This window comes from Micromonospora sp. NBRC 107095, from assembly GCF_030269705.1.
In the GTDB taxonomy this organism is placed as follows: domain Bacteria; phylum Actinomycetota; class Actinomycetes; order Mycobacteriales; family Micromonosporaceae; genus Micromonospora; species Micromonospora parva.
The window spans coordinates 61,803-80,911 of the sequence record NZ_BSTU01000001.1 but is presented as its reverse complement, the minus strand read 5'-3'; the positions used below and the strand labels follow the sequence as shown (position 1 = coordinate 80,911).

General features: G+C 72.7%; 21 protein-coding genes. 10 read left to right on the top strand and 11 right to left on the bottom strand.

Translation table 11 applies throughout. The features are described from left to right. The first annotated feature begins 146 nt into the window (after positions 1-146). Together QSK15_RS00435 and QSK15_RS00430 are read left to right on the top strand one after the other, a co-directional pair. A complete protein-coding gene (locus QSK15_RS00435; RefSeq protein WP_285792400.1) occupies positions 147-1,151 on the top strand; it encodes an EamA family transporter in 1,005 nt (334 codons plus the stop codon). Positions 1,152-1,161: 10 nt separating this feature from the next. Further along, positions 1,162-1,815 carry an A24 family peptidase gene (locus QSK15_RS00430; protein WP_285792399.1) on the top strand — a complete coding sequence of 218 codons (654 nt, stop codon included), beginning with the start codon at positions 1,162-1,164 and terminating at the stop codon, positions 1,813-1,815. A 24-nt stretch (positions 1,816-1,839) separates the two neighbouring features. Here the strand turns inward: QSK15_RS00430 and QSK15_RS00425 are convergent, their stop codons facing one another. The 5 genes from QSK15_RS00425 to QSK15_RS00405 form a co-directional block, all read right to left on the bottom strand. Further along, the gene (locus QSK15_RS00425) at positions 1,840-5,019 is read right to left on the bottom strand and encodes a UvrD-helicase domain-containing protein (RefSeq protein ID WP_285792398.1); all 3,180 of its coding nucleotides are present in this window, start codon (positions 5,017-5,019) and stop codon (positions 1,840-1,842) included. Positions 5,020-5,080: 61 nt separating this feature from the next. Next, positions 5,081-6,325 (bottom strand): metallophosphoesterase, encoded by a 1,245-nt coding sequence (locus QSK15_RS00420; RefSeq protein ID WP_285792397.1) that lies wholly within the window; start codon positions 6,323-6,325, stop codon positions 5,081-5,083. A gap of 15 nt (positions 6,326-6,340) precedes the next feature. After that, on the bottom strand, positions 6,341-6,595 hold the full coding sequence (locus QSK15_RS00415; protein WP_285792396.1) for a MoaD/ThiS family protein: 255 nt from the start codon (positions 6,593-6,595) through the stop codon (positions 6,341-6,343). A 2-nt stretch (positions 6,596-6,597) separates the two neighbouring features. Then, entirely contained in the window at positions 6,598-7,611 is a 1,014-nt protein-coding gene (moaA, locus tag QSK15_RS00410; RefSeq protein WP_285792395.1) for a GTP 3',8-cyclase MoaA, read from the bottom strand. Further along, on the bottom strand, positions 7,608-8,522 hold the full coding sequence (locus QSK15_RS00405; protein ID WP_285792394.1) for a fructosamine kinase family protein: 915 nt from the start codon (positions 8,520-8,522) through the stop codon (positions 7,608-7,610). The genes moaA and QSK15_RS00405 overlap by 4 nt, the downstream gene beginning before the upstream one ends. 173 nt (positions 8,523-8,695) lie before the next feature. Between QSK15_RS00405 and QSK15_RS00400 the strand changes: the two genes are divergently transcribed. From QSK15_RS00400 to QSK15_RS00385, 4 genes are all read left to right on the top strand, one after another. Further along, the gene (locus QSK15_RS00400) at positions 8,696-9,739 is read left to right on the top strand and encodes a DUF4192 domain-containing protein (RefSeq protein WP_285792393.1); all 1,044 of its coding nucleotides are present in this window, start codon (positions 8,696-8,698) and stop codon (positions 9,737-9,739) included. 61 nt (positions 9,740-9,800) lie between these two features. Continuing rightward, complete coding sequence (locus QSK15_RS00395; protein ID WP_285792392.1) at positions 9,801-10,052, top strand: hypothetical protein; 252 nt, start codon at positions 9,801-9,803, stop codon at positions 10,050-10,052. Then, positions 10,049-10,447: a hypothetical protein gene (locus QSK15_RS00390; RefSeq protein ID WP_285792391.1), complete on the top strand. Its 399-nt coding sequence runs from the start codon at positions 10,049-10,051 to the stop codon at positions 10,445-10,447. The genes QSK15_RS00395 and QSK15_RS00390 overlap by 4 nt, the downstream gene beginning before the upstream one ends. Before the next feature lie 249 nt (positions 10,448-10,696). After that, positions 10,697-11,410, top strand: coding sequence for a GAP family protein (locus tag QSK15_RS00385; RefSeq protein WP_285792390.1), 714 nt, complete (start codon positions 10,697-10,699; stop codon positions 11,408-11,410). Here QSK15_RS00385 and fdhD read toward each other — a convergent pair. Further along, positions 11,400-12,254, bottom strand: coding sequence for a formate dehydrogenase accessory sulfurtransferase FdhD (fdhD, locus tag QSK15_RS00380; RefSeq protein ID WP_285792389.1), 855 nt, complete (start codon positions 12,252-12,254; stop codon positions 11,400-11,402). The genes QSK15_RS00385 and fdhD overlap by 11 nt on opposite strands. A 96-nt stretch (positions 12,255-12,350) precedes the next feature. Here fdhD and mobA point away from each other — a divergent pair, with 96 nt between their 5' ends. The 3 genes from mobA to QSK15_RS00365 all read left to right on the top strand — a co-directional run bounded on the left by mobA (position 12,351) and on the right by QSK15_RS00365 (position 14,533). Further along, on the top strand, positions 12,351-13,082 hold the full coding sequence (mobA, locus tag QSK15_RS00375; protein ID WP_285794283.1) for a molybdenum cofactor guanylyltransferase: 732 nt from the start codon (positions 12,351-12,353) through the stop codon (positions 13,080-13,082). Beyond that, positions 13,079-13,345 (top strand): DUF6457 domain-containing protein, encoded by a 267-nt coding sequence (locus QSK15_RS00370; protein WP_285792388.1) that lies wholly within the window; start codon positions 13,079-13,081, stop codon positions 13,343-13,345. The genes mobA and QSK15_RS00370 overlap by 4 nt, the downstream gene beginning before the upstream one ends. Positions 13,346-13,426: 81 nt before the next feature. Next, positions 13,427-14,533, top strand: a complete 1,107-nt coding sequence (locus QSK15_RS00365) for a T3SS (YopN, CesT) and YbjN peptide-binding chaperone 1 (protein ID WP_285792387.1) — start codon at positions 13,427-13,429, stop codon at positions 14,531-14,533. Between the two features lie 6 nt (positions 14,534-14,539). Here QSK15_RS00365 and QSK15_RS00360 read toward each other — a convergent pair whose 3' ends face one another. From QSK15_RS00360 to QSK15_RS00350, 3 genes are all read right to left on the bottom strand, one after another. Further along, on the bottom strand, positions 14,540-15,193 hold the full coding sequence (locus QSK15_RS00360; protein WP_285792386.1) for a zinc-binding dehydrogenase: 654 nt from the start codon (positions 15,191-15,193) through the stop codon (positions 14,540-14,542). A 15-nt stretch (positions 15,194-15,208) separates the two neighbouring features. Next, complete coding sequence (locus QSK15_RS00355) at positions 15,209-15,496, bottom strand: alcohol dehydrogenase catalytic domain-containing protein (RefSeq protein ID WP_285792385.1); 288 nt, start codon at positions 15,494-15,496, stop codon at positions 15,209-15,211. Positions 15,497-15,568: 72 nt separating this feature from the next. Then, entirely contained in the window at positions 15,569-16,033 is a 465-nt protein-coding gene (locus QSK15_RS00350) for an Lrp/AsnC family transcriptional regulator (RefSeq protein WP_030331732.1), read from the bottom strand. Between the two features lie 59 nt (positions 16,034-16,092). On the opposite strand from QSK15_RS00350, the gene ddaH reads away from it, so the two are divergent. Beyond that, positions 16,093-16,926, top strand: a complete 834-nt coding sequence (gene ddaH / locus QSK15_RS00345; protein ID WP_342446904.1) for a dimethylargininase — start codon at positions 16,093-16,095, stop codon at positions 16,924-16,926. Between the two features lie 67 nt (positions 16,927-16,993). Here the strand turns inward: ddaH and QSK15_RS00340 are convergent, their stop codons facing one another. Together QSK15_RS00340 and QSK15_RS00335 are read right to left on the bottom strand one after the other, a co-directional pair. Then, positions 16,994-18,181 (bottom strand): ABC transporter substrate-binding protein, encoded by a 1,188-nt coding sequence (locus tag QSK15_RS00340; protein WP_279517527.1) that lies wholly within the window; start codon positions 18,179-18,181, stop codon positions 16,994-16,996. Between the two features lie 81 nt (positions 18,182-18,262). Continuing rightward, entirely contained in the window at positions 18,263-19,060 is a 798-nt protein-coding gene (locus QSK15_RS00335; RefSeq protein ID WP_285792384.1) for an alpha/beta hydrolase family protein, read from the bottom strand. Positions 19,061-19,109: the final 49 nt, after the last annotated feature.

The window sequence follows — 19,109 nt, the reverse complement described above, 5'->3', positions numbered from 1 at the left end:
TCATCGGGTCGTTGGCCACGCCACGGCCCCGGGTGGCCGCCTCCCGGTTGTCCGTAGTTCGTCATGCCGCCCTCCTGCACGAGTGGTGAGAGGCCGGCCACCAAAGCGCGACGCGGACTCCGAGGTCACCGTAGCGTGGTCCACTGATGAGCTCACCTCCACCGAGCGCCATGGCCCTCGCCGGCCGTCGCGTCAGCACCACACCGGCACTGGTCTGGACCGCGTTGATCGTGGTCTACCTGCTCTGGGGGTCGACCTATCTGGCCATCCGGATCACCGTGGAGACGCTGCCCCCGCTGCTGTCGGCCGCCCTCCGGTTCGCGGTGGCCGGCCTGATCCTGGCGGTGGTGCTGCGACTGCGCCGGGGCCCCGGCGCGCTGCGGGTGGACCGACGGCAACTCGGGTCCGTCGCGGTGGTCGGGGTGCTCCTGCTCGCCGGTGGCAACGGCCTGGTGGTGCTCGCCGAATCGGGGCCGCCCGGCGTCGCGGTGCCGTCCGGGATCGCCGCACTGCTGGTGGCCACGGTGCCGCTGCTGGTGGTGCTGTTGCGCTCGGCCACCGGGGACCGGCCGCCGCTCTGGACGTTCGCCGGGGTCACAGTGGGCTTCGTCGGCCTCATCCTGTTGGTGCTGCCCGGCGGTGGTTCGGGCGCGGTGCCGTTGGTCGGGGCGTTGACAGTGGTGGCGGCGACCGTCTCCTGGTCGGTCGGGTCGTTCCTGTCCGGACGGATCCGGATGCCCACCGACCCCTTCGTGGCCACCGCGTACGAGATGGTGGCCGGCTCGCTGGTGCTGGCGCTTGTCGCCGCCGGTCGGGGCGAACTGGCCGACTTCCACCCGGCGGCGGTCAGCACTCGGTCCTGGTTGGCGCTGGGCTACCTCATGGTGGCCGGTTCGCTGGTGGCCTTCACCGCGTACGTCTGGCTGCTGCACAACGCGCCGATCTCGCTGGTGTCGACGTACGCCTACGTGAACCCGGTGGTCGCGGTGGCCCTCGGCGCGCTGCTGGTGGCCGAGCCGGTCACCCCGCAGGTGCTGCTCGGCGGTGCCGTCATCGTGGCCGGGGTCGCCGTGGTGGTGGTCACCGAACGTCCGCGTCGGTCCGGCACGGGATCACGATCGGGGGCCACGCCGGTGCGCGAGCGTCGGTAACGTCCGGGCCATGTCGGCCGCCGCGCTGGTGTCGATCGCTCTGCTCGGCACATTGGTCGGTCTCGTCGTACCCCTGATGTCGCGGCGCTTCGCCACGGCGGACGCCCGGTCGTGGGCGTTTGCACTGCCGCAGCCGTTCCGATGGCCCTGGGCCACGCCGGTGGTGGGCGCCAGCGTCTTCGTCGGCCTTGCCGGCGCGGCTGCCGACGACCCGGCGTTGCCGGTCTTCCTCGCGGTCGGGGCGGTCGGTCTGGTGCTCGCGCGGGTCGACATGGCCTGCCTGCGGCTGCCTGACCCGCTGGTCCTCGTTGCCGGGCTGCTGGCCCTCGGGGGCCTGACAGTTGCGGCGGTGCTGTCCGGCGCTCCCGGCCGGCTGCTCGGCGCGCTGGGCGGCGCGGCGGTCGCGGGGACGGCGCACGTGCTGCTGGCAGTGCTGCCCGGGTCCCGACTGGGTTTCGGCGACGTGAAACTCGCCGCCGTCCTCGGCCTGCCGCTCGGTTGGTTGGGGCGGGACGCCCTGCTGACCGGCCTGCTTCTGCCGCACGTCCTGCACGGCTGTCTGGTGCTCGGTCTCCTGGCCGCGCGGCGGGTCCGTCGACACACGCTGCTACCCCTCGGCCCGGCCCTGCTGGCCGGCGCCTGGCTCGCCGCTCTCCTCACCTGACCCACACCCCGTGCCGCCGGGGGGTCAGATCAGGCGGAGTTGACGGTCCTTCGGGCGGCGGGGTTCTTCTTCGCCAAAGCGTTCGAAGAGGCCCGGGTCGATGCTGCCGAGGAACGGCGAGGGGGCGCAGTCGCGCTCCGCGCCGTGGCGGGTGCGGCGGGCGGCGTGACTGACGTACAGCCGGTCCTGCGCCCGGGTCAGGCCGACGAAGAAGAGCCGGCGCTCCTCGGCGACGGCGTCATCGTCCGGTGTCGAGCCCGGCCAGCGCAGCGGCAGCAGCCCGTCCTCGACGCCGACCAGGAAGACCACCGGGAACTCCAGGCCCTTCGCGGCGTGCAGGGTGAGCAGCGTGACCGCCTCGGCGCGCGGGTCCAGCGCGTCCACCTCCGCGCCCGTGGCCAACTGCGACAGGAAGGTCTCCAGGTCGTCGCCGCAGCGCCGGGCCAACGGGGTCAGCAGGTCCACCGCCGAGCGGACGTCCTCGGGGCGGACGGCGCTGCCCGCGCCGTCCAGGGTGGGCACGGCGAACCGCTCCGCGACCACCTGACCGGCCAGCCGCACGCGGGCGGCCAGCGAGCCGGCCAGACCGTCGGCGTGCCGTAGCTCCCGGGCGATGGCGGCGACCCCGGGCCGATCCCGCAGCCGGTCGTGGGAACGCTTCTGCACCGGGATGTTGGCCCGGGTCAGGGCGTCCACGATCGGGGCGGCCTGCGCGTCGGTGCGGTACAGCACGGCGATGTCGGAGAACGACAGCGAGGTGGCCCGACCGTCGATGCGGCCCGAGTCCAGCGAGCGGTGCGACAGCCCGCCGACCAGGTCGTCGACGGTACGCACCACGAAGTCGGCCTCCTCGGCCACCGACGCCGCCGGGTAGCGCCCGACCAGCGGGGCCTCCGGGTCGAGCCGGGCCGGGTCCAGTCGTCGACCCCGCACCAGCGAGGACGGCGCGATGGCCTGCACGGCGGCGGCCAGGATCGGCGCCGAGGAGCGGTAGTTGCGGTTGAGCCGGACCAGCCGGGCGTCGGTGAAGTCCTCGGAGAAGCGCAGGAAGTAACCGACGTCGGCACCTCGGAACGAGTAGATCGCCTGGTCCGGGTCGCCGATCGCGCAGAGGTTGCCGTCGGTGGGGCTGAGCAGCCGCAGCAGCTCGTACTGCACCTCGTCGACGTCCTGGTACTCGTCGACGAAGATCCACCGCCAGCGGTCCCGGTACCGCTCGACCAGCTTCCGGTCGGCCCGCAGCAGCTCCACCGGCAGGGTCACCAGCTCGTCCAGGTCCACCAGGTCCTGCTTACGCAGCAGCGACGTGTAGGTGGCGCTGTCGTCGCCGGCCTCGGTGCGGGCCGCCGCCCGCTCGGCGTCGTCGGCGATCCGGAAGTCGGCCGGCAGGCCCGCAGCGGCGGAGTTCTCCCGCAGGATCATCAACCCCAGCGCGTGGAACGTGCCCACCGTGACATCCTCGGCGACCGGACCGAGCAGGCCGTCGAGGCGGTGCCGCAACTCCTCGGCGGCCCGGCGGGTGAACGTGATCGCGAGGCAGTGCTCGGGAAAGACGTTCAGCTCCGCGCAGAGGTACGCGATCCGGTGGGTCAGTGTCCTGGTCTTGCCGGTACCCGGACCGGCCACGATGAGCAGCGGGCCACCCGGGGCGGAGGCGGCCACCCGCTGCATGGCGTCCAGTCGGTCCAGCAGGCCGGTGCCGACCTCCTCCATGCCGGCGAGCATCGGCTCGAACGGTTCGTGTGGAGATGGCGGCGACGCGATCGGCGGCGCGGGCGTCGGGGCCGGCTTCCGCTTCGGCTCCGACTTCGCCGCCGCTGGGCGCTTTGCCGCGACCCGGGGCGCCGGCTCCGTGGGCCGTCGCTGCGCCGGCACCGGTACGTCGAACAGGGTCTCCTGCGCGCCCAACTCGGCCGGGTCGAAGAGCGTGATCACGCCGTACTCGCCGTCGTAGCCGGGCACCCGGCGGACGTCGCCGCGCCGCAGTCGCCCGATGCCCTCCGCGAGCAGTTCACCGCCGGCCTGCTCGATGTCGGCCAACGGCGTCGTGGTCAGGATCTCCAGCTCGGGGCCGAGCGCGGCGAGCAGGTCGTTGAGCCGCCCCTCGACCTTCTTCGACCGGGCACCCACCTTGTTGATCTCGCCGAGGATCTCGGCCAGCGGCACCAGGTGGGTGACGTCCCGGGCGTGTGCCGGCCGGTACCCGGCCGGGCGGTCGGCCAGCTCCTCGACCCGGCTGAGGACACCCACGGTGAGCGGTTTGCCGCACTCGGGGCAGCGGCCGTCGGCGGCCCGGGTGCGCTCCGGAGACCAGTTGACCCCACACAGCCGGTGCCCGTCCGCGTGGTACTTGCCCTCCTCCGGGAAGAACTCGATCGTGCCGGCCAGGCCGTCGCCGGTACGCAGCGCCTCCCGAACGGCGAAGTAGTCCCGTTCCGCGGTCAGCACGGTCGCCTCGCGGCCGAGAGCCGGCGGCGAGTGCGCGTCCGAGTTGGACACCAACTGGTAGCCGTCCAGGCTGCCGACCCGCCAGTTCATCGCGGGGTCGGAGGAGAGCCCGGTCTCCACGGCGAAGATGTGGTCGGCCAGGTCGGCGTAGCAGTCCGCGATCGCGTCGAAGCCGGACTTCGAGCCCAACGCGGAGAACCACGGCGTCCAGATGTGCGCCGGCACCAGGAAACCGTCGGGGCTGGCCTCCAGCGTGATCTCCAGCAGGTCCCGGGAGTCCAGTCCGAGGATGGGCCGCCCGTCGGAGCCGAGGTTGCCGATCCGGCCGAGCGCGGTGTTGAAGCGGGCTACCGCGTCCAGATCCGGCAGGTAGATCAGGTGGTGCACCTTGCGGGTCCGGTCGTCCCGCTTGTAGATGGTGGAGATCTCCACGCTCAGCATGAACCGGACCGGGTCCGCCTCCGCCGTCGAGGCGAGTCGGGGTGGCAGTCGGCGGGCGATGTCCCGTTCCGTCTCCGGGTCGAGCCGGTAGAGCCCTGGCTCGGCCGGGCGCAGCGTCTCCCGCAGGTGGTCGTACCAGGCGGGGTGGGTGAAGTCGCCGGTGCCGAGCAGGCCGATGCCCTTACGCCGGGCCCACCACGCGAGGTTCGGCGTGGTGAGATCACGGCTGCACGCGCGCGAGTACTTCGAGTGGATGTGCAGGTCCGCGACGAATGGCGGTAGGCCACCGGGGGGTACGGCGCTGAACGGGGGCACGCCGCATCCTGTCACGCCCGCCGCGCCGGCCACCCGCCGCCACGCGCGGACGTGACCTCCGCTATGCCGAGCGCAGCTCGACCAGACTGATTTGCGGCTCCGCGCCGACCCGGACCGGGGGACCCCAGAAACCGGCGCCGTTGGTCACGTAGACCTTGGTGCCGTCTACCTCACCGAGCCCGCTGACCACCGGCTGCTCCAGCCGGACGGCCAGGTTGAACGGCACCATCTGCCCGCCGTGGGTGTGCCCGGACAGTTGCAGGTCGACGCCGTAGCGGGCCGCCTCCTTGGCCGCCAGCGGCTGGTGCGCGAGCAGGACGACGGGCCGGCTCGGGTCGCGGTCACCGAGGGCGGCGGCGAAGTCCGGACCGGCGGCGAGGCCGGTGCCCGCGCCGGTGAGGTCGTTCACGCCAGCCAGGTCAAGCACCCCACCCCGGGCCTGGATCTCCTGCCGCCGGTTCTGCAGCACCCGCAGACCGAGCCGGTCGACCTCCTGGACCCACTCCTCGACGCCGGAGTAGTACTCGTGGTTGCCGGTGACGAAGAAGCTGCCGTAGCGGGAGCGCAGGTCGCGCAGCGGCGCGGCGGCCGAGCCGAGTTCGGCGACGGAGCCGTCCACCAGGTCACCGACGACGGCGACGAGGTCCGCGTCGAGCCGGTTGATCGCGGCGACGATCCGCTCGGTGTGTGCCCGGCCGCGCAGCGGGCCGAGGTGGATGTCGGAGACGGTGGCGATGCGCAGGCCGTCCATGCTGCGGGGGAGTTTGGCGAGCGGGATCTGTACCCGGTCCAGGTGGGGCGGGCCGAGGGCGGTGCGGACGCCGTACCCCGTGATGCCGGTGGCGGTGAGGCCGGCGAAGATGGCCGCCCCACGGGCCAGCAGCAACCGACGGGACGGGTCGTGGTCCGGTGCCGCGACAGCGCCGGCGGCCGGCGGATCGGTCGGCCCGGCGGCACCGACCAGTACCGGTTCGGGCGCGGCGGTGGTCGGCTCCGCGGCAACCACCCGGCGGCGCAGCACCAGCCGGGCGACGAGCATCGGCACTTCCAGCACGACAAGCACGACAAGCAGGTAGAACATCAGCGCGAGCCACAGGTAGCCCGGCCAGGCGAGCCAGTAGAGCCCGGCCTGCGTCCCGGCGAGGGTGACCGGCACCAGCACGGCCAGCACCACGGCGGCGATCGCGCCGACCCGTCGCCAGCGACCCGGTGTGGTGGTGTCCCGGACCAGCCGCTTCCACAGGTAGAGGTGGATGAGACCGGTCACCAGCGCCAGGACAGCCACGAACCCCAGAACCGCCATCATGTGTGCGCGCCTCTCTCAGCCGCCCGCGAACGGGGGCAGGACATCGATCGTGGCCCCGGCCGGTAGGGGTGCCTGACGATCATGACAGGTGACGCCGTTCACGAGGAAACTCGCCACCCGCAGCACCCCGGCGAGACGGTCGCCGTGGCGCTGGGACAGCTCGGTCGTGAGGTCGTCGAGTGACCGCCCACCGGGGACGGCCTCCTCGGCGCGGCCGGCGGCGGCGCGAGCGCCAGCGAAGTAGCGGACGGTCAGCGGTGTCCCCTGCATGCTCAACCCCCGATCGCGGACATCGGTCGCGTCGGTTGAAGGAAGGTCGGGTCGTCGATGCCGTGCCCGGCGCGCTTGCCCCACATCGCGGTACGCCAGCGTCGGGCCAGCTCGTCGTCGTCCGCGCCGGCCCGCAGCGCGGCGCGCAGATCCGACTCCTCGGTGGCGAACAGGCAGGCGCGGACCTGACCGTCGGCGGTCAGCCGGGTGCGGTCGCAGTCCCCGCAGAAGGGGCGGGTGACGCTGGCGATCACACCGACCCGGGCGGGACCTCCGTCGACCAGCCAGGTCTCCGCCGGTGCCGCACCGCGCTCGGCCGGGTCGGGGCTGAGATCGAAGGCGGTACGCAGGGACGCCAGGATCTCCTCGGCGGTGACCATGGTGTCGCGGGCCCAGCCGTGCTGGGCGTCCAGCGGCATCTGCTCGATGATCCGCAGCTGGTAGTCGTGATCGAGGGCGAAGCGGAGCAGCGCTGGCGCCTCGTCCTCGTTCACACCTCGCATCAGCACTGAATTGATTTTCACGGGGCTGAGGCCAGCTGCCGCCGCCCCGGCCAGCCCGGCCAGCACCGCGTCGAGGCGGGGACGGCGGGTGAGCGTGGTGAACCGGTCCGGGTCCAGGGTGTCCAGTGAGACGTTGACCCGGTCCAGGCCGGCCGCGCGCAACGCCGGGGCCAGCCGGTCCAGGCCGATGCCGTTGGTGGTCAGCGAGACCCGGGGGCGGGGCCGGAGTGCGGCGACGGCCGTCACGATGTCGACCAGCCCGGGTCGGATCAGCGGCTCACCGCCGGTGAACCGCACCTCGGTCACGCCGAGCAACTCGACCGCCACCCGGACCAGCCGGACGATCTCCTCGTCGGTCAGCAGCTCGGGGCCGGCCAGCCAGGGCAGCCCTTCCGCCGGCATGCAGTAGGTGCAGCGCAGGTTGCACTTGTCGGTGAGGGACACGCGCAGGTCCCGGGCGACGCGGCCGTACCGGTCGACGAGGACGCCGTCGGACCCCTGGGCGGCGCTCACCTGTCGACCGTAGCGCGCTCGGCCCGGCCCAGGACGGCACGGGCGGTCTGGACGACCGCATCTCGGTAACCGGTACCGAAGAGCGCGGTGTGCACGAGCAGCAGATGCAGCTGATGCAGCGGCACCCGGTCCCGCCAGCCGTCGGACAGCGGCCAGCTCTCCTGGTAGGCGGCCAGCACCCGATCCAGGTGGGGGATGCCGCCGAAGAGGGCGAGCTGGGCGAGATCCGTTTCCCGGTGCCCACCGTGCGCCGCCGGGTCGACCAGCCAGGCCCGGTCGTCGGCCCCCCACAGCACATTGCCGGGCCACAGGTCGCCGTGGACGCGCGCGGGCGGCTCGTCGCCGCCGAGCCCGTCGAGGCGACCGATCACCCGCTCGACCAGCTCGGCGTCGGCCCCGCCGAGCGCGCCACCGTCGACCGAGCGTCGCAGGTAGGGGGTGAGGCGCCGCTCGGCGAACCACGTCGACCAGCGCCCCTCGGTAGGGGTGTTGTCCTGTGCCAGCGCGCCGATGAAACCGGGCCAGGTCGCACCGAAGGTGGTCGCGCCCGCCCGGTGCAACCCGGCCAACTCCCGGCCGAAACGCTCCGCGGCCTCCGGCGTCGGCTCGCCGGGCTCCACCCAGTCGAGCGCCAGCAGCTCCGGCAACACCACGATCACCTCGGGTACGGCAACCGCGCCCGCCTCCCGCAGCCAGCGCAGGCCGGCGGCCTCGGCGGCGAAGAACCCCTCCGGCACCGGTCGGGCGGCGCCCTCCGGCCAGGACTTGGCGAAGACGGAGTGGCCGTCGTCGAGGGTGAGCCGGGCGGCGGCGCAGATGTTTCCACCGGCGACCGGCGTCTCCCGGAGCCGCTGATGGGTCCGGAAGGTCGGGAGGTGCGCCGGATGCGCGCGCAGGTACGCCAGGTCCATCAGCGCACGGTAACCGCTCCTTACGACAGCCAGGTGTCGCCCGACGACATCGGCGCTCTTTCCGCACCCGTCGGTCCGGGTTGAGCAGGCAAAACACGCTGCGTAGCTGTGGATAAGCCGCGTGTCGTCCACAGGGGTGGCCGGGCCCGGTGCCCCCGCCGCAGGCTTCCGGCATGACCTCGACCGAACGCCCTCAGCTCGCCGTCCGCTCACCCGCCGACCTGGTCGCCGCCGTGCCGTACCTGCTCGGGTTTCATCCCACCGACAGCGTGGTCGCCGTGGCGTTGGTCGGCCGACAGATCGTCTTCGCGGCCCGTGCCGACCTGCCCGATTCGAGCGATCCGGGTGGGCTGGCCGAGCACCTGGCCGGTGTCATCCGCAGGCAGGGCGCGGAGGCCGCCACCGTGGTGGGTTACGGGCAACCCGGACGGGTCACTCCGGCGGTGGACGCGGTGTGCGACGCGCTGGGCGACACCGGCCTGCGGGTGCTCGACGCGCTGCGGGTCACCGACGGCCGTTGGTGGTCCTATCTCTGCACCGAGCCCGACTGCTGCCCGCCCGAGGGCCGCCGCTACGACCCGACCGTCAGCCGGGTGACCGCCTCGGCGGTCTTCGCCGGCCAGGTCGCACTCCCCGACCGGGCCGCCCTGGTGGCACAGGTGGCACCGGTGGACGGCCCGGCCCGGGACGCGGCCCGCGCGGCCACCGCCCGCGCCGAGCGGAGACTGGCCGAGCTGGTCGAGCAGGCACCCGAGAGCGACCTGCTCGGCGCGCGGGCACTGCGTTCCGCCGGGGTGGCGGCGGTCCGCGAGGCTCAGCGCCGGCAGCGGCGTGGTGAGCGGCTCGACGACGACGAGGTGGCCTGGCTGACAGTGCTGATGACGCACCTGCCAGTCCGCGATTACGCGTGGGAACGCACCGACGGCCGGGACCGGGACATCGCCCTCTGGACCGACGTGCTGCGCCGCGCCGAGCCGGAGGTGGCCGCCGCTCCGGGTGCGCTGCTGGCGTTCGCCGCCTGGCGCGCGGGCCAGGGCGCGCTGGCGGCGGTCGCGCTCGAACGCACGCTCGGTCTGCACCCCGGCTACTCCCTGGCCCTGCTGCTGGACGACCTGCTCCGGCGCGGCGTTCCCCCGGCCGAGCTGGACGGCTGGCCGTCGGTCGGGATGCCCGGGGTCATCCGCCCCCGCAAACGGAGCCGACGTGGCCGCCGCTGACCGGCCCGATCACACGCGCGGTAATACCGCGGGTGCTACCAGAATTGATAGGCTGGCGGACGTGACCGTCAAACGCTCCGTGAGCCTCCCCGACGACGTCGCGGAGTGGCTGGACCAGCAGCCCAACGTCTCGGCCGCCATCACCGCGGCGGTACGGGCGCAGATGGAGGTCATGCACCTCGACGAGGTGCTGCGGCGTGCCGGCATCGAGGTGACCGAGGCGGGCCGGGCGCGGTGGCGGGAGCGGCTGGCGACGCCCATTCCGGCGGACGCCCTGGCCGAAGGACGCCGGATGTTGGGCCGCGCGGGATGAGCGATCAGATCGCTGCCGTCTTCGACGCGTCGGCGCTGACGGCCTACCTCGAGGGCAACCCATCGGTGGGGGAGTTGATGCTGGAGGTCGCCGACGAGGGTCGGCAGGTGGCCGTACCGGCGACGTGCCTGGCTGTCGCCTTCGCACACGCGGCCGACGAGATCGATGCGGCGTTGCTGGCCCTGATGATGACCGCCCCGATGATCCGCCTGCTACCTCTCGACGCCGAGGACGCGCGGGCCACCGGCACGCTGGCCCGCGCCGGGGACGGTGACATCTCGCTCGGCCATGCCGCCCGTGCGGCACTCACCCACGAGGCGCACTACGCGACGGCGCGACCCGAGGCGGCGGCGAAGGTGCTCCCCACCAACTGGAGCATCCTCCAACTGGCCTGACGAGCGACGAGGCTGCGACGCGGTCGGCGTGGGGCGTCCGACTCCGCATTGCACACGTCGGGGTGTGTCCGCCACCGGGACACCCCGGCGAACCCGAGTCGATCATGCGACAGGGCAGGCCGGCCTGGCCGATTCCCTCGGCACCGCCCTCCGTCGAAGGATGTACGCGTTGCTCCTGTCCACGGCCGACGCGGCCGGCTCACCACCGCCGGAGAATGATCTCGTGGCCGTTAACCGTCTCGGTACGACATGACCCCCCAGTTGCTGCTGTCGCTGGCCGGGCTGGCGTTGATCGACAGCACCAGCATCGGCACCCTCTTCATCCCGGTCTGGCTGCTGCTCGCACCCGGGACGATCAACGCGCGGCGGATCCTCGTCTACCTCGGCACCATCGCCCTCTTCTACTTCGCCGTGGGGCTGCTGCTCGCCTTGGGTGGCAGCCAGTTGGCCGACGTCCTCGGCGGGGCGATGGACAACCGGCCGGTGCTCTGGGCGCAGCTCGTTCTCGGGGTCGGGCTGTTCGCGCTCAGCTTCCGGTACGACGGCAAACGACGCCCACGCGGCGGCGGTGTGCTGCGGTGGCGGGACCGGGTCACCGCTGGTGACTCCTCGATGCGCTGGCTGGTGGGGCTGGCGCTCCTCGCCGCGCTCGCGGAGGTGGCGACGATGCTGCCGTACCTCGGCGCGGTCGGCCTGCTGACCACGTCGGGGGTCGGTGCGGCGGAGATGGTGGGTCTGCTTGCTGCCTACTGCGTGGTCATGGTGTTGCCGGCGGTGCTGCTGCTCGGAGCGCGAATGGCGTGGCCGAGGCTGGCCGAGCCGGTGCTGGGCCGGCTCAACGCCTGGATCGCACGCCACTCCGGCGGCATGCTCGGCTGGATCCTCGGCATCGCGGGCTTCCTGCTGGCCCGCGACGCCGTGATCCGGCTGGACCTGCTCGACCAGCTGATGATCAGACTGTGACCCGTTCGGGACGGGCGTAGACGTTCATCGTGTTGCCGCGCAGGAAGCCGACGAGCGTCATGCCCGCCTCCTCGGCCAACTCGGCGGCGAGGGTGCTCGGGGCGGACACCGCGGCCAGCAGCGGCAGCCCGGCCATCCACGCCTTCTGGGTCAGCTCGAAGCTGGCCCGCCCGGAGACCAGCAGCAGGTGCCCGGCGAGCGGCAGCCGGCGCTCCCGCACCGCCCAGCCGATCACCTTGTCCACAGCGTTGTGCCGGCCCACGTCCTCGCGCAGCACCACCAGTTCGCCGTCGGGAGTGAACAGACCGGCCGCGTGCAGCCCGCCGGTCCGGTCGAAGCCGCGCTGGGCGGCGCGCAACCGGTCGGGCAGGTCGGCGAGCAGCGTGGCCGGCACGCTGAGCGGGTCGGCCGAGACCGGGAAGAGCGACCGGGTGCGTACCGCGTCGATGCTGGCCTTGCCGCAGACCCCGCAGGAGCTGGTCGTGTAGAAGTTCCGGGACGGGTCGGTGGTTGGTTCCGGCACGCCGGGGGCGAGCACCACGTCCACCACGTTGTACGTGTTCGGTGTCTCCGCACCGGCGCAGAGCTGCGCGGTCAGCACGTCGTCGGTCGACCGGATCAGCCCTTCCGTCAGCAGGAACCCGATGGCCAGGTCGAGGTCGTCGCCGGGGGTGCGCATGGTGACGGCGAGCGGCCGGCGTCGGCCGGGGCCGGCCGCGCCGACCCGGATCTCCAGCGGCTCTTCCACGGCGAGGGTGTCCGGCCGGCGGACCGACCCGCGCCCGGCGCTCGCCGCGTCCAGGTCGATCCGGAGTACGCCCCTGCGATCAGTTGCCCGTCCCATCCCGCCATCCTCCCCCCACCCCACCCCCAACCCCCACCCCGCCCGTTGATCATGAAGTTGTCCGCGCGTGTCGTCGGCGTGTCGAGCGATAACTTCATGATCACCGGGGCGAGAGGTTGGGCTGGCGCATCCGAGTGCCGGCACCGTTACCGTGGCCGGGTGGGGACGTACGCCGCAGTGGTGCTCGCGGGTGGGGCCGCCCGACGGATGGGCGGGGTCGACAAGCCCGCGCTTCCGGTCGGTGGCCGGCCGATGCGTGACCGGGTGCTGGCCGCCGTCGCCGACGCGACGCCGCGGGTGCTGGTCGGTGCGGCCCAGGGCGTGCCGGCCGGTGTGCGGGTCGTCCGGGAGGACCCGCCCGGCGGGGGTCCGGTCGCCGCGGCGGCGGCCGGCCTGGCGCTGCTGGATCCCGATACCGCCCTTGTCGCGCTGCTCGCCGGCGATCTGCCGCTGCTCACCCGGGCCGCGATCGGTGACCTGTTGAACCACTTCGATCGGGAGTCCGCAAGCACCGAACCGGCAGGAGGCCGCTCCGCGTCGGCACCGCCGGCCAGCGGCGGCGGCGAGCGGGGACCGGACGGGGTGTGCTTCGTGGACGGGGACGGGCGCCGGCAGTCGCTCTGTGGTGTCTGGCGGGTCGCGGCGCTGCGGGCGGCGTTGGACCGGCTGACGGGCGAGCGGGGCGGGAGCCTGTCCGGGGCACCGGTCCGGGCGTTGCTGGCCGGTCTCGTGGTACGGGAGGTGGGCTGGTCCGGCGAGGGCCCGCCGCCGTGGTTCGACTGCGACACTGACGAGGACGTACGCCGGGCGGAGGAGTGGGCGCGATGACGGTGATGGACGACTGGGTCACGGCGGTGTGCGCCGAGTTGGATCTGGACCCGGCCGCGGTGCCGGTGCCGGCGGTGCTCGATCTGGCCCGGGACGTCGCCCACCAGGTGCTGCGTCCCGGGGCGCCGGTGACCGCGTACCTCTTTGGTCTGGCGGTTGGCCGGGGTGCGGAGCCGGCGGACGCCGCGGCCCGGCTCAGCGCGTTGGCCGGTGCCTGGCCGGTCGAGTTGGGTGCCGACCCCGCGGACCCGACGGCCCGCTGACCGCCGCTGTCCGATCCCGGTCCGGGCTGATTCGACCTACCGGCGGCGTGGGTAGGGTGATCGTGACGGACGGAGGCGATCATGACGGCTGACCACCCCTCGGCCCCGCACGGTGAGCTGCCCGGCGCTTCGACCGAGCCGGCGGAATCGATCCTGCTCGACGAGCCCAGCACCACCGACCTGCGGGCGAAGGTGACCGAGGCGTGGCGGGAGTTCGCCCGCGCGCTCGCCGTGCGGCTGCGCGAACTTCCCGTCGGCGCGCACCTCGACGTGACCCTCGATCCCACCGCTTCCGGCACCGGGGACGCCGTCTACTCGATAAGCGTCGACGTGGACGCGGACCGGGTGTTGTCCGCCCGCGCGGTGGGCAACGCCACCCTGCCGGCGGGGTACCGACTGGACCGGGGCGCGGTGGCGGACATGGTCGCGCTCGGTTGGTCGCCGCCCGGGGTGGTCGCCGGCTCCGGCGGGTCCTTCGGGTTGAACGCCACGACGGGCGAGTCGACCCAGGTGGCCACGCTGCTCTCCCGCACGCTGCGGGACGTCTACGGTGCCCCGCACCCGGCCTTCCTCGTCTACCTGGTGCACGACGCCGAGGGCGAACCGCTGACGGTGGACCCGCTGGGCACCGCGCGTAGCGAGTTCGGCCCGGACGCCGATGTCGAGGCGGACCTGGAGGAGGCGTTGGCCGAGGCGGCCGCCGCGCAGGTCGAGCGGGACGACGTGCTCGACCTGGCCGACCGGGTCCGTACCGTGGTCTCCACGATGTTGAAGTCGGACACCGACCGGTTGCAGATCGACTCGGACGGCGACATCAACATCCGGGCCGGCTCGGCGATGGTGTTCGTGCGGGTGCGGGACAACCCGCCCCTGGTGGACGTGTTCTCCCCGGTGCTCACCGAGGTGGAGCCGACCGAGCGGCTCTACGTGAAGCTCTCCGAGCTGACGAACCGGATGCCGATCGGCCGCCTCTACTGCGCCGACGACACGGTCTGGGCGTCCATCCCGGTGTTCGGCCGCAACTTCCAGGCCACCCATCTGATGCTCGCGGTGCAGGTGATGACCGGTCTCGCCGACGAGTTGGACGACCGTCTGCACGGCGAGTTCGGCGGCAAGCGGTTCTTCGGTGAGGGTGACAAGCCGGTCCGGCGCGACGAGTCGGAGCACCGCACCGGCATGTACCTCTGAATCCGGTCAGTTCACGTCCAGCAGGGTCTTGCCGACTGTCGCGCGCGCCTCGATGGCGGCGTGCGCGTCCGCCGCGCGTTCCAGCGGGAAGCGCTGGCCGATGAGCGGCCGTAGCTGGCCGGCCGCCGCGCCCGCCAGCACCTGATCGGTGTACGCGCGCATCCGCGCGGGCGGCACGTCCGGCCGGACCAGCGTGACGTGCCGCGCTGCGGCGTCCTCCGCCGACACCGGGGACCACCCGCCGCTGGCCAGCCCGAAGCTGACCATCCGGCCACCCGGGTCCAGCAGCTCGAACGCCGTCCGGGCGATGGGACCTCCGACGCCGTCGAACACCACGTCGACTCCGCCCACCGCGTCCCGGACCTGGTCGGCCCAGCCCGGCCGGCGGTAGTCGGCCGCCAGGTCGGCGCCGAGGCCGGGCAGCAGGTCCACCTTGCGCACGCCGCCGGCCACACCGATCACCTGTGCGCCGGCGCGCGCCGCGAGCTGTACGAGCAGGCTGCCCACACCGCCGGCTGCCGCCTCCACCAGCACCCGGTCGCCGGGCCGAACGCCGGCCGCCTCGACCAGCAGGGTGGCGGTACGACCGTCGGCCAGCAGGGCCACCGCGTCGTCCAGTGCCAGCCCGGCCGGCACCTCGAAGGGTGCGGACGCATCCACCACCGCCCGTTCGGCCTACCCGCCGGAGCCGCCGGTGGCGCTGACGACCCGGCGCCCGGTCAGCGCCGGGTCGACGTCCGCCCCGACTGTGGTGATCACCCCGCCGACGCCGTTGCCGGGGATCAGCGGTGGGGTGAGCCGGAACGGGCCAGGGCGACCGGAGCGTAGCTGCGTCTCGATGAAGGTGATGCTCACGTGCGCGACGTCGATCAGTACCTGACCGGGGCCGGGCGTCGGATCGGGTGCGGTGCCCGGCACCAGCACCTCGGGTCCACCGAACTCCCGTAACCAGATCGCCCGCATGCGTTCCCCCTCGGCCGCCGGCGGGCGTCGTGCCGCGCCACGACCATCGCAGCAGTTGAACCGGGCTTCAGGTCAAGAGGTGCCGGCGGACGGCCCGACGCCGGGTGACTCGACCAGCCGGGAGAGCACGATGGTGCTGCGGGTGGAGGTCACGAAGGACTCGGCGCGCAGCCGTTCCAGCGCTGCCTCCAGGTGGGCGATGTCGGCGGCGCGGAGGTGCACGAGCGCGTCCGCCTCCCCGGAGACGGTGTACGCGCCGACCACCTCGGGGTGTCGGCGGGCCGCCACACCGATCTGCGCCGGGGTGGTCCGGCCGGCGCAGAACAGCTCCACGAAGGCTTCCGTCGTCCAACCGACGGCGGCCGGATCAACGACGGCGGTGAATCCCCTGATCACGCCGGTGGCGCGTAGTCGGTCGACGCGACGCTTGACCGCTGGGGCGGAGAGTGACACCCGAGCGCCGATGTCGGCGTACGACGCGCGGGCGTCCGCGACAAGTAACGCAATGATCCGCTGGTCTACCGCGTCTATCTGCAACGTTCCGCCTCTGGGAAGCAACACTTGTGGCTGTTTTCAAAGTTCCACGGTACCTACTCTTGGTGACCGTGAACCAGCAGCGTTTCCCGCGAAAGCGGACATATCTCATGTGCTCGCCGGACTACTTCGCGGTCGAGTACGCGATCAACCCGTGGATGGACGTGACCACCCCGGTCGACCGGGACCTGGCCGTCAAACAGTGGGACCGCCTGCGCGAGACGCTTGTCGGCCTCGGCCACGAGGTGCACCTGCTCACCCCCGAGCAGGGCCTGCCCGACATGGTCTACGCCGCCAACGGCGGCTTCGTGGTGGACGGCAGCGTCTACGGCGCCCGGTTCAAGCACGAGCAGCGGGCCGCCGAGGCCGCCGCCCACCACGCCTTCTACGAGGCGCAGGGCTGGCGGTTCATCGCGCCCAGCGAGACCAACGAGGGCGAGGGCGACTTCGCGTACGTGCCGGAGGCGCACGGAGGGCTCATCCTGGCCGGGCACGGCTTCCGCACCGAGATCCCCGCGCACGCCGAGGCGCAGGAGGCGCTGGGTCGTCCGGTGGTGTCGCTGCGCCTGATCGACCCGCGCTTCTACCACCTGGACGTGGCGCTCGCGGCCATCGACGACGAGAACATCGTCTACTTCCCGGGCGCGTTCTCCGCGGCCAGCCAGCGGGTGCTCACCCAACTCTTCCCGGACGCGGTGATCGCCGACGACGAGGACGCGATGGCTTTCGGGCTCAACCTGGTCAGCGACGGCGCGAACGTGGTCCTCAACAGCGAGGCCACCCGCCTGGCCGGCAAGCTCAAGGCGGCCGGGTACACCCCGGTCCCCGTCGAGCTGGCCGAGCTGAAGAAGGGCGGCGGCAGCGTGAAGTGCTGCATCGCCGAGCTGCGGCACTGACCCACGAACGTCTCGGGGCCGGTCTCCCACTGGGAGGCCGGCCCCGAACCGTGCTCACCCCGGGCGATCAGCCCAGCGTGGCCAGCTCGTTGATCAGCACGTTCGACATGACCTGACCGTCGCGCTGCACCTCACGCAGGTACCACTTCTGCTGCGGGGTACGCGGCTGGTTGAACTGCCAGATGCCGCGCGGGCTGTCGATCTGGCCGATCTTGCCCAGGGCCAGGTTGACCTGCTGCGGCGTGGGCTTCCCGCCGGTCAGCTGGATGGCCTGGTCGAGAACCTGCGCCGCGTCGTACGACGCCATCGCGTACGTGGTGGGCGTGACCTGGTACTTCTTGCGGTACGCCGAGGCGAAGACCCGGTTCGACGTGTTGTTCAGGTCGGCCGAGTAGTTCAGCGCGGTCTGGATGCCCAGCGCGTTGTCCTTCAGGTTCTCCAGCACGGTGCCCTCGGTGAGGAAGCCCGGTGCGTAGATCGGCCCGGCGAACTTCTCGCGCAGCTGCTTGATGAACTCGACAGCGGCCGCCCCGGCGAAGAAGCAGAAGACCGCCGTGGGCTTCTTGGCCAGCGCCTTGGAGATGTCCGAGGCGTACGTCGTCTTGCCGGGGTTGCCGGTGGCGTTGGTGTAGGTCACCGGGTCGCTGATCCGCGGATCGGTCGCGCCGAACTCCTGCTTGAAGCCGCGCACCACGTCCGGGCTGCCGACGTTCTCCGGCATGATGATCGCAACCCGGCCGTTGGCCGGCAGTTGGTCGCGCAGGTAGCGGCCGAGCGCCCGGCCAGCCTCGTCGAGCACGTACGAGGTCCGCCAGATGTAGAAGACGCTCTGCAGGCTGCTCGGTGAGGCGTTGGAGCCGATCAGCGGGACCCGGGCCTGCTCCACGGTGTCCCGGATGCCGACCATCACCGACGAGTTGACCACGCCGGTGAGCGCCAGCACGCCCTGCTTGAGCAGGCCCTCGACGGCGGCCTTGCCCGTCTTCGCGGTGTCGCCCTCGTCGGCGGTCAGCAGCTCGACGGGGTGGCCGCCGAGCCGCTGGTCGTGCAGGTCGAGGAAGAGCTGGAAGCCGTTGGTGATGTCGTCGCCGATGCTCTTGAAACCGCCGGCCTGCGGCGTGATCAACCCGATCTTGACCGGGCTGCGGTTGGCGGTCGGTTCGGCGTCACTGTCTGAGCCACACCCGGCGACGAACCCGGTGGTACCGAGCGCGGCCAACAGTTGGAGCGCCCGCCTGCGATTCATCTGCGACACCGAGTTCCTTCCAAGGAAGCGTTACAGGGCCGAACACCGCCCCTCCGGCGTTCTACCTGGTCCGCGACGCTGCGTCAATGGCTAGTGATCATCGTGCAGGGACCGCAACACAGCGAGGACCTGGGGCCAGGCGGCGGACTCCGGGTCGATCAGCCCGAAATGCTCGCATCCAGGCAGTTCAACAAGGGAGATATCGGATCCTGCGGCACTGGCTTCCGCGACGAAATCCCGGCTCATCTCCGCCGGCACCTGATGATCGTCTGAACCGTGCACAACTACTGTGCGTGTTCGTATCGGTACCAACATCCGTGGATCCGCCGTCGCGTACCGGTCCGGGACCTGCTCCGGGCCGCCGCCGAGCAGCGCGGCGACCGCGCCCGAGTCCAGATCGCGCCGGTACGCCTCGCCCAGGTCCGCCACCGGGGCCAGGGCGAGCACCCCGCCCACCGTGGCCGGGGCGGTGGCCGCCACGTACAGCGCCAGATGACCCCCGGCGGAGTGCCCGACCAGGATCGGCGCGGTCGGGCTCACCCGGCCGGGCAGCGCGTCGGCCGCCAGCACGGGCAGCTCGGCCACCCCGGTCAGGACGTCGGTCAGGGTGCCCGGCCAGCCGCCACCGGGCTGCCCCGTCCGGCGGTATTCCAGCTGCGCCACCGGGTAGCCCTGGGCGGCGAGGGCCGTGGCCAGCGGGCCGGTGTGCCGCCGGTCGTACTCGGCCCGCCAGAACCCCCCGTGCAGCACGACGACCAGCGGCCGGGCCGGCCCGGTCCCCGCCGGGAGGCGTAGATCGGCCACCTGACTCGGGTCGTCCCCGTACGCCACGGTCCGGTCGGGCTCCGGAGCGGGCCGGGTCAACACGGCGCGCGGGTCGACAGGCATGGCGCGACGGTAGCGCGCCCCGCCCGGGTGGTTCGGCCCAGGGAGTCGG

What these genes read in the sequence shown, in the direction of transcription:
- QSK15_RS00435 (WP_285792400.1), top strand. Translation starts at nt 147, where the DNA reads ATGAGCTCACCTCCACCGAGCGCCATGGCCCTCGCCGGCCGTCGCGTC.
- QSK15_RS00430 (WP_285792399.1), top strand. Translation starts at nt 1,162, where the DNA reads ATGTCGGCCGCCGCGCTGGTGTCGATCGCTCTGCTCGGCACATTGGTC.
- QSK15_RS00420 (WP_285792397.1), bottom strand. Translation starts at nt 6,325, where the DNA reads ATGATGGCGGTTCTGGGGTTCGTGGCTGTCCTGGCGCTGGTGACCGGT.
- QSK15_RS00415 (WP_285792396.1), bottom strand. Translation starts at nt 6,595, where the DNA reads ATGCAGGGGACACCGCTGACCGTCCGCTACTTCGCTGGCGCTCGCGCC.
- QSK15_RS00405 (WP_285792394.1), bottom strand. Translation starts at nt 8,522, where the DNA reads ATGGACCTGGCGTACCTGCGCGCGCATCCGGCGCACCTCCCGACCTTC.
- QSK15_RS00400 (WP_285792393.1), top strand. Translation starts at nt 8,696, where the DNA reads ATGACCTCGACCGAACGCCCTCAGCTCGCCGTCCGCTCACCCGCCGAC.
- QSK15_RS00390 (WP_285792391.1), top strand. Translation starts at nt 10,049, where the DNA reads ATGAGCGATCAGATCGCTGCCGTCTTCGACGCGTCGGCGCTGACGGCC.
- QSK15_RS00385 (WP_285792390.1), top strand. Translation starts at nt 10,697, where the DNA reads ATGACCCCCCAGTTGCTGCTGTCGCTGGCCGGGCTGGCGTTGATCGAC.
- fdhD (WP_285792389.1), bottom strand. Translation starts at nt 12,254, where the DNA reads ATGGGACGGGCAACTGATCGCAGGGGCGTACTCCGGATCGACCTGGAC.
- mobA (WP_285794283.1), top strand. Translation starts at nt 12,351, where the DNA reads ATGATCACCGGGGCGAGAGGTTGGGCTGGCGCATCCGAGTGCCGGCAC.
- QSK15_RS00370 (WP_285792388.1), top strand. Translation starts at nt 13,079, where the DNA reads ATGACGGTGATGGACGACTGGGTCACGGCGGTGTGCGCCGAGTTGGAT.
- QSK15_RS00365 (WP_285792387.1), top strand. Translation starts at nt 13,427, where the DNA reads ATGACGGCTGACCACCCCTCGGCCCCGCACGGTGAGCTGCCCGGCGCT.
- QSK15_RS00355 (WP_285792385.1), bottom strand. Translation starts at nt 15,496, where the DNA reads ATGCGGGCGATCTGGTTACGGGAGTTCGGTGGACCCGAGGTGCTGGTG.
- QSK15_RS00335 (WP_285792384.1), bottom strand. Translation starts at nt 19,060, where the DNA reads ATGCCTGTCGACCCGCGCGCCGTGTTGACCCGGCCCGCTCCGGAGCCC.